This is a genomic window from Streptomyces sp. x-19 (genome assembly GCF_046549115.1).
GTDB lineage: Bacteria > Actinomycetota > Actinomycetes > Streptomycetales > Streptomycetaceae > Streptomyces > Streptomyces albulus_C.
Window position 1 is genome coordinate 18,686 of the sequence record NZ_JAJPWK010000025.1, and the last position, 14,445, is coordinate 33,130.

Consider the following 14,445-nt stretch of genomic DNA (forward strand, 5'->3'; position numbering starts at 1 on the left):
GAACCGCCAGACAGACGTTGCACGGTGGAGAGCCTTCTAGCGTTCGGCGGCAGGTCGCTGCCTCCCCTGTACGGACCGGCTCCGGGTGCGTCCGCACCAGGGGCGATGAAGGGGTGACCTCACTCCGTCACAAACGACGCGGCGAGAGCGTCAGCCTATTCTCCCAATTCCGCCGGGATCGGCGCGTCGAAGACATCAACAACGAACTCCGAGGTTCCGCTGCCTTCGAAGTCGACATCCCGGTTACTGTGCAGCAGCGTGTGAACCCTGACCCAGCGCCCCTCTGCACTTGCAGCTTCTGCTACGCCGAGCGCACCACGAACAGGTCCGAGGTCGGCAAGCGGCTGCTCGCTCGTCCAAGTCCTCAAGAGCTGTACTTCTGCAGGAAGGGCCCATGAGCGCGGCTCAGAGCTGGCCGGCACGGAGACCTCGTCACTGCGAAGCTGGACCACCCACGCGATGTCGCCATCGCTCCTGCGTTCGTTCGACATGCGGATACCGAACCCGATCATGTAGGCGCCATCGAGGTATTCCTCAAGCTCGTCGTCGATCTGCCTGAAATAGACGGCCTCACGGACGACATCGATCGGCCCGTATCCGGTGAAGGCTCCAAGCTCCGACGCACAATTTTCCTTCAGGTACTGCCGCGCCGCCTTAGCCACTGGGGCTGGAACGCGGTCCAGCACGGCTTGGAGAACCGTGTCATCCCGGTCGGCCAGGAAGCTGTTAAGACCTACGACGAACTCCTCCGTCAGGTGGAGATCACTTGCCCCCAGCGTGGTAACTGCCTCCAACCGATCGCTCGGGTCCTTACAGAGGGCAAAAATCCTGCTGCGCCCTGGGCTCGTGTGCGCGATGAATGAATAGACCACTGTCTGCCTCACCGGATGTCTCAGAAGCGGCAACAAAACGCACTTACACGTCAGTGCCGACACAAGTAAATGGAATCCCGCCCGCAAATCGACGTATCGACCGAACTACGTATTCGTTCGCATGGTCATTGGGGCAGTTTGCCGTCAGGCCCGGCACTTGGGCCCGGTCCTGCATAGCGCCAAAAGCTACCAAGGAGCCGCCGCGAAAGCAAAACAGAATGCACATTCGATAATTGGCAGCTCGCGCAGCCTGCCAGTCGCCAACGGCCGGGACGCGGTTGGCGTAGCCGACTCAATCGGGTTCGGCATTGCGGCAAGATACGACCTGTGAACACTTCATCGCTTTCTGTAAGCGTGGCACGAGCCGAGAAGCGTTGAGGCCGGCGAGCACCAGCAAGTCCAAGTCGCATCCGCAAGAACACCCTGCTCTGCAGCCGAATTGCCCACGAAGGGAGGCACCGGCCACGCAGGGATCGAGAACGGACGCAACTGCCTACTCGACCCTGACGCCCCCCGACCAGTGCATTTACGCAGGTCAGGGCCCCAATTCCACCTGGAATTTGAAGGCCCTCCCAGTTCTGTGGCCCCGAGCGGCTGAACAACCCGGACTTCCGCGATCAGGTGTTGCCCAAGCTCGCGGCGGCCACCAGGCTGCTGGTGGTGGACGAGGCGCACTGCATCTCCGACTGGGGCCATGACTTCCGTCCGGACTACCGGCGGCTGCGCACGATGCTGGCCGATCTCCCGCCCGGGGTTCCGGTGCTCGCCACGACGGCCACCGCCAACGCCCGGGTGACGGCCGACGTCGCCGAGCAGCTGGGGACGGGTGAGGGCTCCGCCGAGGCCCTGGTGCTGCGCGGGCCGTTGGACCGGGAGAGCCTGAGCCTGGGGGTGCTGCCGCTGCCGGACGCCGCGCACCGGCTGGCGTGGCTGGCGGACCATCTGGACGACCTGCCGGGCTCGGGGATCATCTACACGCTCACCGTCGCGGCCGCCGAGGAGGTCACCGCGTTCCTGCGGCACCGGGGGCACACGGTCGCCTCGTACACCGGCAAGACGGAGAACGCCGACCGTCAGCAGGCGGAGGACGACCTGCTCGCGAACCGGGTGAAGGCGCTGGTGGCGACGTCCGCGCTGGGGATGGGCTTCGACAAGCCCGACCTGGGGTTCGTGGTGCACCTGGGTTCGCCGTCGTCGCCGATCGCGTACTACCAGCAGGTGGGCCGGGCCGGCCGCGGTGTCGAGCACGCGGAGGTGCTGCTGCCGGGCCGGGAGGACGAGGCGATCTGGAAGTACTTCGCCTCGTTGGCGTTCCCGCCGGAGGAGCAGGTGCGGCGGACGCTGGAGGTGTTGGCGGCGGCGGACCGGCCGGTGTCGCTGCCGGCGCTGGAGCCGCAGGTCGAACTGCGCCGCTCCCGCCTGGAGATCATGCTCAAGGTGCTCGACGTGGACGGTGCCGTCCACCGGGTCAAGGGCGGTTGGACGGCCACCGGCCGGCCGTGGGCGTACGACGCGGAGCGCTATGCGTGGGTGGCGCGGCAGCGGGCGACCGAGCAGCAGGCGATGCGGGACTACGCCGCGGGGTCGGGGTGCCGGATGGAGTTCCTGCGGCGGCAGTTGGACGACGAGGAGGCGGCTCCGTGCGGCCGGTGCGACAACTGCGCGGGAGCGCGGTTCACCCCCGAGGTGTCCGCCGCCGCGCTGGACGCGGCCCGTGGTGAGCTGGGCCGCCCCGGCGTCGAGGTGGAACCGCGGCGGATGTGGCCGACGGGGCTGCCGGCCGTCGGCGTCGACCTCAAGGGCCGGATCCCGGCGGGCGAACTGACCGCGACAGGCCGGGCGTTGGGGCGTCTTTCGGACATCGGTTGCTGCGCAGGGCCGGGGCCGACGTGGTGTTCCCGCTGGTCCTCGCCGTGCAGGGGTAGCCGGCACGGCCGCCGGGGCCGCGGGGGCGGGACGGATCACCCGGGTATCGGAGGGCGGTGCGGTGGGCAGAGATAGCAGCGGTGTACCGGGATTTCCAGCCGTGCGCGGGGATTTGCTCGTTGCCGCAAGCCTGTACGAGCCGCGAGAATGGGAGGTGCTTCCCGGTGTCCGGCCGTGCGCGGTCCGACAGGGTCATGCCGTGGTGCGCCGGCGCGCCCGGTAGCAGCCCGGAGCGTGGACGCGCAGACGAAGGGAGGACGATGGCCTTCGGATTCGCCCGGCCCCCGCAGGACCCGCCGCCCGAATCGGCCGATTCCACCGCTCGCCTGGGGCGACTGTTGGAACCTGCGGAGTGGGCGTCGGCCGGAATCCCCCTCCTGCGCAACCCCCGTGACGTCGTCGCCGACCTGTACGGCCTCCATCTGCCGGGTTTGTCCAGCGTGATCGTGGCGGTGCTGGACGGTCAGGGACGGGTCGTCGCCAGCGCGTCGTTCACCGCTCCGACGGTGGCCCCTGACGGCTGGGCGTACCGCAACGCGCTGTTGGACCAGTTGCGTCGGGTCATTCCGCACGATCTGCGGCTGCGCGTGCCGGTCCGGACTGCCGTGCTCCTGCACTGCCGGGAGGACGGGCTCCGCTGGACCGAGGCGGACGGCGCGTGGATGTGGGGGCTGCGGGACGCCTGCACCCTGCACGGGCTCCGCTGCGGGGCGTTCATCGCGCTGACCCGGGACCACTGGCAGGTCCTGGGCGAAGGGCGGGGCGGGCGGCGGCCCAGGGCGCCGGCCCCCGGCAAGCCCCGTGGTGAGGACGCGGTGCGCGCGGGCTCCGGCCACGGCGCGCGCGGCGGGACCGGAGCAGCCGCCCCTGGGAACGTCACTCCCCCGCCTGCGGCACCGCCGCGTGACGTGCGACCCCCCGGGGGGCCGGCGGCCCCTGAGGACGTGCCGTCCGGCCAGGGGCAGGCGGCCGCGCAGCATGTGCCGTCGGCGCGGAGTGCCGCGCCGGGCGAGCAGCCGCGGAACGGCGGTCGGGGTGCGTCCGTGCGGACTGCCGGCGGTGCGGCGGACGCCCGGCTGCGCCGGGCGTCGCGCTGAGCGCCGCGGGCCCGGGCGGACGCCCGCAGTCCGGGCGCGCCAACGAGCCCGACCGGCCATGAGGGCCGGCGGGCCACGCCGGGCAGCGGCGGTCAGGCGTGGGCGCCGAGCACCGCGTTGATCCGCTCCGGGTCGCCGCAGACGATCAGCAGCGCTCCGGCTCGGGCCAGAGCAGCGGGCAGTGCCCGCGCGGTGGCGTCGTCGTTGTCGGCGTTGACAGCGTTGCCGTCGTTGCCGTCGTTGCCGTCGTTGACGGCGACGACCACGACGGGCCGCCCGGTGACGCGTTCGGCGCCGGCGTCGGCGTAGAACACGTCGTCGGCGGCGTCCTGCTGGGCCCAGTAGGACGCCGCGCCGAAGGACAGTTCGTGGGTGGCCCACGGGTGGTTCTCGCCGGTGGTCAGCACCAGGATCTCGCCCGGCGGACGGCCGGAGTCGAGGAGCAGGTCGACGGCCTCGTCGGCGGCGTCGACAGCTCCCCCGGCGGGCGCCGGGATCAGCTGGAGCTGGGGGCCCGCGGCGGTGCCGGTCGGGGCGACCGGCGGCTGCGGGGAGTCGGTGCGCTGCACCGGCGGGGCGGGAACGGGCCCGCGCGACGGGGCGGCGGGTCCGGGCTTGCCCGGACGGGCACTGGAGGCCGGGGCGCCTCGCGGCGGGGCGGGGCGGGGACCGGGACCAGGGACGGGACGGGGGGTCGGCGCGGTGCGGCCGGCGGCCGGAGTTGCGCGGGGACCCGGGACACTCTCGTGAATCTGAGGCTCCTCGGGGATGAGAGGCATAAAGGGATGTCTATCAAACGTAGGTGCGGGACATGTCAGTGGGTACCGAATTCCTGCCCCGCTCCGCTCAGAAGTCGAAGCCGAGTTGGCCACCGGCCTCCAGAGCGGCTGCTTCGGGGGTGACGCGCACCTTCTTGAGGTGCCGCCACCTGGGCAGGGCGTCCATATAGGACCAGGACACCCGGTGGTACGGCGTGGGACCGTACTCCTCCAGGGCGGTGCGGTGGGTCGGCGAGGGGTAGCCGGCGTTGGTCGCGAAGTCGAAGTCGGCGTACTCCAGGCCGAGTTCGGCCATCATGGCGTCCCGTTGCACCTTGGCGATCACGGACGCAGCGGCGACCGCGATACAGGACTGGTCTCCCTTGATGACCGTACGGACCCGCCACGGCGCGCCCAGGTAGTCGTGCTTGCCGTCGAGGATGACCGCGTCCGGTGGGACCGGGAGTGCCTCCAGGGCACGCACGGCGGCGAGCCGCAGTGCCGCGGTCATGCCCAGGGCGTCGATCTCCTCCGGAGAGGAGTGCCCCAGGGCGTACGAGGTGACCCAGGTGGCGAGCACCTCGCAGAGTTCGGTGCGGCGCTTGGGGGTCAGCAGCTTGGAATCGGTGAGTCCGTCCGGTGGTCGGCGCAGTCCGGTGATGGCGGCGCAGACGGTGACCGGGCCGGCCCAGGCTCCGCGCCCGACCTCGTCGATCCCTGCGACGATCTTGGCGCCCGTGGTGGCGCGCAGCGATCGTTCGACGGTATGGGTGGGGGGCTCGTACGGCATGGCGCCAGCCAGATTACGCCTATTCGGCGCGGCCGTCCGCATCGGATCCGAAGCTGGCGCCCACGGGCCCGCCAGGAGGGCCGGACGCGGCGGGCCGGAGCGCCCTTCGGCGGGTCGGTTCGGGCGGCCGGGCGGGCGCGCGGCAGGCGGGAGCGGTGGGTGAAGTCACCCGTCGGCGGGGCCCGTTGGGTGGCGGGGCGGACGGGTCGGGCGGGCAGGCGGTGCGGCGGCGGTCAGAGGGCGGGGGTCCAGGCGGGGAGCGGCTCGGTGCGGTCGAGCCATTCCCGGGGCGGGGCGCCACCGGGGGACGCGGCGACGATGCCGCCGACGATGCCGCAGGTGGTGTCGACGTCGCCGCCGGCCCGTGCGGTGGTCCAGAACGCCTGCTCGAAGTTCCCGAGGTTGCGGGCGGCGGCCCACAGGGTGAACGGCACGGTGTCGTGGGCGCTGGTGCGGCGCCCGCAGCCCAGGACGGCGGCGACGGTGCCGGGGTCGGCGTAGTCGAGCATGTCGCGGGCCCGGCGGAGGCCGGCCTGTACCGCGCTGCGCGGGATGAGGGCCAGTACGCCGTCGATCAGCTCCTCCGGGCGGAGGGTCCGGTCCGGGTCGGCGACCAGGGCGGCCGCGGCGGCCACGGCCATGGCGCCGACGACGGCCTCGCGGTGCTGGTGGGTGGGGTAGGCGGAGATCTCCGCCTGGTGGGTGGCCTGCTCGGGGTCGTCGGCGTACCAGGCGCCGAGGGGGGCGATGCGCATGGCGGCGCCGTTGCCCCAGGACCCGTGGCCGTTGAAGAGCGCGGCGGACAGCTCGCGCCAGTCGCCGCCTCCCCGGATCAGGCGGAGCAGGCGGTCGACGGCCCGGCCGTAGTTGCGGGCGTCGTCGTGGCGGTCGGCGAAGGAACGGGCCAGGGCGTCCTGGTCGACGCGGTGGTGGGTGGTGAGGACGGCCAGGACCGAACAGGCCATCTCGGTGTCGTCGGTCCACCGCCACGGCGCGGGCGGCAGCTCGCGGCGCTTGAGGGTCGGGTAGTGGGCGGGGACGAAGAACTGCGCTCCGAGGGCGTCGCCCACGGAGAGACCGCGCAGGCTCGCCAGAGCCCGCGCACAGCGGTGCGCGTCACGGGGGTCGGGGGTCGTCATCGCTGTGCACTTTAACCGGTGATGCCGTACGGCTCGGGTTCACACCAGCGGTCGAAGGGCCGGTCGAGGACGTAGCGGCCGTCCGAACCGAGGATCAGGGTGCGCCATTCGGCGTTGCCCGGGTTGGACAGCGATTCGAAGTCGGCGACCGACCAGTGGAACCACCGCATGCAGAACAACCGCATGGTGAGGCCGTGCGTGACGATCAGGACGTTGGGCGGGTGGTGGGGGTCCTCGAAGCTGCGCCAGAGGCTCTCCAGGAAGGCTCCGACGCGGTCGTAGACGTCGGCGCCGGACTCGCCCTGTGCGAAGCGGTAGAAGAAGTGGCCGTAGGCGTCGCGGTAGACCTTCTGGCGCCGTACGTCGTCACGGTCCTGCCAGTTGCCCCAGTCCTGCTCGCGGAGTCGGGGCTCCTCGCGGATCCGGACGTTGCCGGGGTCCAGGTCGAGGCTCCGGAAGGTCTGGTGGGTGCGGCGGTAGGGCGACACGTAGGCGGAGATCCGTTCGTTGCCGAACATCGCGCGCAGCCGGTGGCCGGCCTCCTCCGCCTGGCGCAGCCCGGTCCGGGTCAGGGCGAGCGCGTGGTCCGGCTCGCGCTCGTAGACGGTGTCGTCGACGTTCCCCACGGACTCGCCGTGGCGGAGCAGGACGATGCGTCGGGGCCGGGCCATGCGGCCAGCCTAGATCGCCTGCCCTGTACATGCCGGGCGTGGCGGGCGGGGCCGGTGGGGCGTCGTGCGCTTCGGTCGGCGCCCCTGACCCGTCGGCCCTCGCGGCTCGCGTGGCATGACGACGTGGGGACGGCGCGCCATGCGGCCGCTAAAGCGACAGGAGTCGCCATTGCGCGAAGGAGGTTCGGCGCGACCGCCGACCCCGTTCCGGCTCCGACCGGCCGGCGGCGCGCCCCGGGCCACGGGACGGACCAGGCGCCGCAACGGGCCGGCCGAGCGTCGCGCTCACACCGTCCAGGAGGGTTCGAGTTGCACCACGTCGCCCGCGATGGCCTGGACGTCGGCGGCTATCTGGGCGCGCAGCGCCAGCCGCTCCACCCGCTCCGGGCGGTACTTGCCGCGCTCGGCCGCCGACTGCCACATCGACAGGACCAGGAATTCCTCCCCCGGCGCCCGGCCGACCATCCCCCGGAGCATGCCGGGCGATCCGGCCATCGCCGGGTTCCAGACCTTCTCCTGCATGAGCACGAAGTGCTCCACCCGCTCCGGGCGCACCTGGCAGTGCGCCAACCGCAAGACGTCCGCGTCCCCGAACGTCGGCCGGAACCCCACCTTCACGTCGAATTCATGCTCGAACAGCCGGATTTGGGTGTCCTTGTAGGTGCCGGACTGGGCGGCCGCCAACCGGTCGTGCGAGCGGGCCATGAAGGAGTCGTAGAACGCCCGGCTCTCCCAGAAGCCGACCAGGTGGGCCACGCCGGGGCGGGACCGGCTCCAGCCCCCGGCCTGTCCCCGGAAGCCGGGCTCGCCCAAGAGCCCGGCCCACTTCCGCTGCCCCCGTTCGAACCCTCGGCGGTCCACGACGGTGAGGCGAATCCACTTGACCAGCACCGCGCCATCGTACGGCCCGACAGCCACCGAACCCCCTGTTCACCGACTATCGACCGCCCGAACTCCCTTACGGGGGAGCGACGGTGACCGCCGCCGTCCCGGGGCGGCGCGGACACGCCGCGCCGCGCTACCCGCCGCCCCACTGAACTGCCTTATGGAAAAGCCGACTTGTGGACAAACCGCGCCTCGCACCTCCGGAACGCCCCGAGCGGGGGCGCAGCCGCCGCGCGCGGCTGCGCGCATACGGGGCCGGGTTTCCCCGCAGCGTGGGACGATGGTCGAACACGGGGAAATCCCGGGGAGTTGTCCGCGGGGACGCGGACGGGCTGGGCCGCGGGAGCTGACGGAAGGGGAGCCCGGTGAGCACGCTCAACAAAGGGATCGAGAAGGTCGTGGTGGCGCTCGGATGGGATCCCAGCCCCATCGGTGAGCCGGACATCGACCTGGACATCATCGCGGCGACGTACACGACGGACGCGCCGCAGGGCGAACCGGCCTATCTGGTGCACTTCGACAGCCGGTCGCCCGACGGCACCATCACCCTCAACCGCGACAGCCGCACCGGTCAGGGCTTCGGCGACGACGAGGTCATGACGCTGGAGTTGGAGCGACTGTCCGAGCGCTACTCCCGCGTCGTGGTGGGCGTGGTGATCCAACAGGTGCACGGCCGGCGGGTCTTCGGCGAGGTGGCGAACACACTCATCGAGGTGCGCGAGGGCTACAGCAGGCTCGCGCACGAGGACTTCGCCGGGGTCGCGGACGCCACCTCGGCGACCGTCGCCGAGTTCGCGCGGGACGCGTCCGGCGAATGGCGGTTCCGGTCCGCACTGCGCGGGTTCGACGCCGAACCGGACGCGTTCAGCAGGCTGATGGGCGGCTGACGGCTCGGGCTACGGACGGGGAGGGGAGGCGGTGACGAGCCGCCTCCCCTCCGACGTTCCCGGGGTGCGGCGCACCCGTCGTCCGCCCGCGTGCCACGTCGGGAGGGCCGCCCCCGCCGAGCAATTCCCCCGCCACCACATAAGGCTCTCCCGCCCCACCCTTCCCAGGGGAATGCCGTCTTGCACCATTCCGCCATTCCCCCATTCCCCCCCATTCCCTCATTCCCCCATTCCTCCGTTCCCCCGTTCACCGGCTTCCACTGCCGTCCACTGCCGTCCGTCAGCCCCCTCATCACCCCTTGCCTCATCACCCCTTGCCACACCGTTCCCACATGCCGAGGATTGCCGCATGCCTGTTCTCACCGCGCTCGACGGGACCCCGCTCGCGTATCACGTCGTGGGGGAGGGCGAACCACTGCTCTGCCTGCCCGGCGGACCGATGCGCGCTTCCGCCTACCTCGGTGATCTCGGGGGAATGGCCGCCCATCGCCAATTGATCCGGCTCGATCTGCGCGGCACCGGTGAATCCGGCGTTCCGGCCGATCCGGCGACCTACCGCTGCGACCGGCAGGTCGACGACGTCGAAACGCTGCGCGCACACCTCGGACTCGACCGCGTGGACGTCCTCGCGCACTCCGCGGCGGGCGACCTGGCCCTACTCCACGCCGCCCGTCACCCGGACCGGATCCGCAGCCTCACCCTGGTCACCGCCCGGGCCCGCGCCCTGGGGATCGACTTCACCGAGCAGCACCGGCGCGAAGCCGCCGCCCTGCGGTCCGCCGAACCGTGGTTCCCGGCCGCGTACCGCAGCTACCAGGCGGTGTGGTCGGATACCGCAACGGACGCCGACTGGGACGCCATCGCACCGTTCTTCTACGGCCGTTGGGACGCGGCCGCGCAACGGCACGCCGCGCAGGAGGTGCCGCAGAGCAATGAGGAGGCCGGGGAGCGGTACGCCGCCGCCGGCGCCTTCGACCCGGCCGCGACGCGGGCCGCCCTGGCCACGCTGGACGCGCCCGTGCTGCTCCTCGCGGGCGCCCTGGACAGCGGCCCGCTGCCCCGCGTCGCCGAGGAGGTCGCCGCGCTGCTGCCGGGCGCCGCCCTGACCGTCCAGCCGGGGGCCGGTCACTACCCCTGGCTCGACGCCCCGGAACGCTTCACCCGGACCGTCGCGGCATTCCTCCGTGCGGCGGAGGTCCCGGCGTAGGCCGACCCTCCCCCTGGGCCGGCCGGCACCGCGCCGGCCTCCTAGCACGACAGGGCGGCGACCCCGGGTCATCCGGGGCCACCGCCCTGTTCAGCTCATGCCCGGCGGCCGGTCATCGGCCGCCGCCCCGAGGGGCGCCGGGCTCAGCTGCAGCCGCTGGTCGAGCCGCAGCCCTCGCAGAGGTAGCAGCTGCCGGCCCGCTGCATCTTGGTGCCGCAGGAGAAGCACAGCGGCGCATCGGCGTTGATGCCCAGCTGCATCTCCACCAGCTCGGCGTTGGTGTGCGCCTGCTTGGGAGCCGGTGCTGCGGCCTCCTCGACGGCCTTCGCCACCGGCGCGGCGTCCTTCAGCGGCTCGATCTGCCGCGGCGCGGACTGGGCCAGGCCCTCCACGTCGACCTCGTCCTCGGGCAGCTCGTACGAGCCGGTCTCCAGGTGGCGCTGACGCTCCTCGACGGAGTGGATGCCGAGGGCCGAGCGGGTCTCGAACGGCAGGAAGTCCAGCGCCAGGCGGCGGAAGATGTAGTCGACGATCGACTGCGCCATCCGCACGTCCGGGTCGTCCGTCATGCCGGCCGGCTCGAAGCGCATGTTGACGAACTTCGCGACGTAGGTCTCCAGCGGCACGCCGTACTGGAGGCCGACCGACACCGCGATGGAGAAGGCGTCCATCATGCCCGCGAGGGTCGAGCCCTGCTTGGACATCTTCAGGAAGACCTCACCGAGACCGTCGTCCGGGTAGGAGTTGGCGGTCATGTAGCCCTCGGCACCGCCGACCGTGAAGGACGTGGTGATCCCCGGGCGCCCCTTGGGGAGGCGCTTGCGGACCGGGCGGTACTCGACGACCTTCTTCTCGGCGGTCTGCGCGACGGCCTCGGGCTTCTTCTCCTCTTCCTTCTTCTTGGCGGAGAGGGGCTGACCGACCTTGCAGTTGTCGCGGTAGATCGCGAGCGCCTTCAGGCCGAGCTTCCAGCCCTGGAAGTAGACGTCCTCGATCTCCTCGACGGTGGCGGTCTCCGGGACGTTGACCGTCTTGGAGATCGCACCAGACAGGAACGGCTGGGCCGCGGCCATCATGCGGACGTGGCCCATCGGGGAGATGGAGCGCTCGCCCATGGCGCAGTCGAAGACCTCGTAGTGCTCCAGCTTGAGGCCGGGGGCGTCGACGACGTTGCCGTGGTCGGCGATGTGGGCGACGATCGCCTCGACCTGCTCGGGCTGGTAGCCGAGCCGCTTCAGCGCCTTGGGGACCGTGTTGTTCACGATCTGCATGGAGCCGCCGCCGACCAGCTTCTTGAACTTGACGAGCGCCAGGTCCGGCTCGACGCCGGTGGTGTCGCAGTCCATCATCAGGCCGATGGTGCCGGTCGGGGCCAGCACCGACGCCTGGGCGTTGCGGAAGCCGTTCTTCTCGCCGAGGCGCAGCACGTCCTGCCACGCCTCGGTCGCCGCGGCCCACACCGGGGTGTCCAGGTCGTCCATGCGCACCGCGACGCCGTTGGCGTCGGAGTGCTGCTTCATGACGCGCTTGTGGGCGTCGGCGTTGCGGGCGTAGCCGTCGTACGGGCCGACGACCGAGGCCAGCTCGGCGGAGCGCTTGTAGGAGGTGCCGGTCATCAGCGAGGTGATGGCACCGGCCAGCGCGCGGCCGCCGTCGGAGTCGTAGGCGTGACCGGTGGCCATCAGCAGCGCGCCGAGGTTGGCGTAGCCGATGCCCAGCTGGCGGAAGGCGCGGGTGGTCTCACCGATCTTCTCGGTGGGGAAGTCCGCGAAGCAGATCGAGATGTCCATGGCCGTGATGACCAGCTCGACGACCTTGGCGAACCGCGCGGCGTCGAAGGACTGGTTGCCCTTGTCGTCGTCGCGGAGGAACTTCAGGAGGTTGAGCGAGGCGAGGTTGCACGAGGAGTTGTCCAGGTGCATGTACTCGCTGCACGGGTTGGACGCGGTGATCCGGCCCGTCTCCGGCGAGGTGTGCCAGTGGTTGATGGTGTCGTCGTACTGGATGCCGGGGTCGGCGCAGGCCCAGGCGGCCTCGGCCATCTTGCGGAACAGGCCCTTGGCGTCGACCTCCTCGATGACCTCGCCGCTCATCCGGCCGCGCAGGCCGAACTTCGAGCCGGTCTCGACGGCCTTCATGAACTCGTCGTTCACGCGGACCGAGTTGTTGGCGTTCTGGTACTGGACGGACGTGATGTCGTCGCCGCCCAGGTCCATGTCGAAGCCCGCGTCGCGCAGCGCGCGGATCTTCTCCTCTTCCTTGACCTTGGTCTCGATGAACGCCTCGACGTCGGGGTGGTCGACGTCCAGGACGACCATCTTGGCCGCGCGGCGGGTGGCACCGCCCGACTTGATGGTGCCGGCGGAGGCGTCGGCGCCGCGCATGAAGGAGACCGGGCCGGAGGCGTTGCCGCCGGAGGACAGCAGCTCCTTGGAGGAGCGGATGCGGGAGAGGTTCAGGCCGGCGCCGGAGCCGCCCTTGAAGATCATCCCCTCTTCCTTGTACCAGTCCAGGATCGACTCCATGGAGTCGTCCACGGAGAGGATGAAGCAGGCGCTGACCTGCTGCGGCTGCTGGGTGCCGACGTTGAACCAGACCGGGGAGTTGAAGCTGAAGACCTGGTGGAGGAGGGCGTAGGCCAGCTCGTGCTCGAAGATCTCGGCGTCGTCCGCGGAGGCGAAGTAGCCGTTGTCCTCGCCGCCCTTGCGGTACGTCTTGACCACGCGGTCGATGAGCTGCTTCAGGCTCGACTCGCGGGCCGGGGAGCCCACCGCACCGCGGAAGTACTTGCTCGTGACGATGTTGACCGCGTTCACCGACCAGAACTCGGGGAACTCGACGCCACGCTGCTCGAAGTTGACCGAGCCGTCGCGCCAGTTGGTCATGACGACGTCACGGCGCGCCCACTCAACCTCGTCGTACGGATGCACGCCGGGGGTGGTGTGGATGCGCTCGATGCGCAGACCCTTGCTCGCCTTGCTGCCCTTGGCGCGGGAGCCTCGTGCCGGGCCGCTCGTCGTCTCTGTCATTCCGCCTCCCTATACGGGCAAACGCCCATATGTGCACACAAATTCCGTGGCACGGTGTATGTCTTGCCGGAACCGGGGCGCCCTGCTCTCGCCCCGGTTCAGGATTGGATGCGTGCCGAACTCAGTCGGCAGCCGTGGCGGGCACGGGAACGGCCGGGTCGCCGGCCTCCTCGTCACTCCCGCCGTGCGCGGGCGGCCCCTGCTCGCGCTGCTCACGCAGCTCGGCGATGGCCGCCTCGAAGTCTTCAAGCGAGTCGAACGCCCGGTAGACGGACGCGAAGCGCAGGTACGCGACGAGGTCGAGTTCCTGCAGCGGGCCCAGTATGGCGAGCCCGACGTCATGGGTGGTCAGCTCGGCGCTGCCGGTGGCACGCACCGCCTCCTCGACCCGCTGGCCGAGCTTGGCGAGGGCGTCCTCGGTGACCGGCCGCCCCTGGCACGCCTTGCGCACCCCGGCGATGACCTTGGTGCGACTGAAGGGCTCGGTGACCCCGCTCCGCTTGATCACCATCAGCGACGCCGTCTCGACGGTCGTGAAACGGCGGGAGCAGTCGGGGCACTGGCGACGCCGACGGATCGACGTCCCGTCGTCCGTGGTGCGACTGTCGACGACCCGGCTGTCCGGGTGCCTGCAGAAGGGGCAGTGCATGGCTCCACCCTCCTCACCCTCGGAAACGGACGCACGCCAAAGAGAACCGGCGTACGGCGACTGACCTCCGGCCGGTCCGTACGGGCCCTTCGGAGCAGCCACAAGCATAGGCGATCCTTGGGGCCCGACAGACCCGACACCACAACTTGTAGGAGGCCGAACGCATCTAAGCACTACATGTGGTGTCGGGGCGCTTATATCTGCCTACCGCGTGTCGCGGCGGCGGCGGGCCGGCGGGCCGTCCACGAGAGTACGGGAAGCCACCCGGCGCGGGGACCGGAGGGGCGGGGATGACACAATCGGCGAGGCCGCGGAGAAGCTCCGCCGCGGTGCCGCTCGCCGCTATTCGGGACGGGTTCCGGCCGGCATTCCGCAGTGGATTCCGGACGGGAATCCGGGGCAGGACGTCCCGGAGGCCCGAATTGCCATTCGGCCATACACCTCGCTGCTTGATCAGGTCAGCCAATCGCGGAATTTTTCACTCGAACGTGTGTTTGGCGCAACCTTTCGAAAGCAACTACCGTTGGCTAACTAG

The 14,445-nt window shown here is 70.9% G+C and carries 10 protein-coding genes and 2 pseudogenes; 4 read left to right on the forward strand and 8 right to left on the reverse strand.

The features are described from left to right. Window positions 1-155: 155 nt before the first annotated feature. Window positions 156-935 carry a hypothetical protein gene (locus ACLJT4_RS34770; protein ID WP_411128593.1) on the reverse strand — a complete coding sequence of 260 codons (780 nt, stop codon included), beginning with the start codon at window positions 933-935 and terminating at the stop codon, window positions 156-158. A 522-nt stretch (window positions 936-1,457) separates the two neighbouring features. Between ACLJT4_RS34770 and ACLJT4_RS34775 the strand changes: the two are divergent. After that, a pseudogene (locus ACLJT4_RS34775) lies at window positions 1,458-2,738 on the forward strand (helicase-related protein); the annotation flags it as partial. A gap of 320 nt (window positions 2,739-3,058) precedes the next feature. Beyond that, window positions 3,059-3,604 (forward strand): annotated as a pseudogene (locus tag ACLJT4_RS34780) (hypothetical protein); the annotation flags it as partial. 383 nt (window positions 3,605-3,987) lie between these two features. On the opposite strand, the gene ACLJT4_RS34785 reads toward ACLJT4_RS34780, so the two are convergent. The 5 genes from ACLJT4_RS34785 to ACLJT4_RS34805 form a co-directional block, all read right to left on the reverse strand. Beyond that, entirely contained in the window at window positions 3,988-4,674 is a 687-nt protein-coding gene (locus ACLJT4_RS34785) for a hypothetical protein (RefSeq protein WP_411128595.1), read from the reverse strand. Window positions 4,675-4,741: 67 nt separating this feature from the next. Beyond that, window positions 4,742-5,443: a ribonuclease HII gene (locus tag ACLJT4_RS34790; RefSeq protein WP_016576566.1), complete on the reverse strand. Its 702-nt coding sequence runs from the start codon at window positions 5,441-5,443 to the stop codon at window positions 4,742-4,744. Window positions 5,444-5,676: 233 nt separating this feature from the next. Further along, window positions 5,677-6,582 (reverse strand): ADP-ribosylglycohydrolase family protein, encoded by a 906-nt coding sequence (locus ACLJT4_RS34795; protein ID WP_037633649.1) that lies wholly within the window; start codon window positions 6,580-6,582, stop codon window positions 5,677-5,679. 11 nt (window positions 6,583-6,593) lie between these two features. Beyond that, window positions 6,594-7,253 (reverse strand): histidine phosphatase family protein, encoded by a 660-nt coding sequence (locus ACLJT4_RS34800; RefSeq protein ID WP_411128597.1) that lies wholly within the window; start codon window positions 7,251-7,253, stop codon window positions 6,594-6,596. Between the two features lie 285 nt (window positions 7,254-7,538). Further along, window positions 7,539-8,144, reverse strand: coding sequence for a YdbC family protein (locus ACLJT4_RS34805; RefSeq protein ID WP_411128599.1), 606 nt, complete (start codon window positions 8,142-8,144; stop codon window positions 7,539-7,541). Between the two features lie 359 nt (window positions 8,145-8,503). Between ACLJT4_RS34805 and ACLJT4_RS34810 the strand changes: the two genes are divergently transcribed. Beyond that, window positions 8,504-9,025, forward strand: a complete 522-nt coding sequence (locus ACLJT4_RS34810; protein ID WP_411128601.1) for a TerD family protein — start codon at window positions 8,504-8,506, stop codon at window positions 9,023-9,025. A 349-nt stretch (window positions 9,026-9,374) separates the two neighbouring features. Continuing rightward, complete coding sequence (locus ACLJT4_RS34815; RefSeq protein WP_411128603.1) at window positions 9,375-10,232, forward strand: alpha/beta fold hydrolase; 858 nt, start codon at window positions 9,375-9,377, stop codon at window positions 10,230-10,232. A 143-nt stretch (window positions 10,233-10,375) separates the two neighbouring features. Here ACLJT4_RS34815 and ACLJT4_RS34820 read toward each other — a convergent pair whose 3' ends face one another. Both ACLJT4_RS34820 and nrdR read right to left on the reverse strand, forming a co-directional pair. Next, a complete protein-coding gene (locus ACLJT4_RS34820) occupies window positions 10,376-13,261 on the reverse strand; it encodes a vitamin B12-dependent ribonucleotide reductase (RefSeq protein WP_411128605.1) in 2,886 nt (961 codons plus the stop codon). Between the two features lie 121 nt (window positions 13,262-13,382). After that, window positions 13,383-13,910: a transcriptional regulator NrdR gene (nrdR, locus tag ACLJT4_RS34825; protein ID WP_016572372.1), complete on the reverse strand. Its 528-nt coding sequence runs from the start codon at window positions 13,908-13,910 to the stop codon at window positions 13,383-13,385. Between the last annotated feature and the right edge of the window lie 535 nt (window positions 13,911-14,445).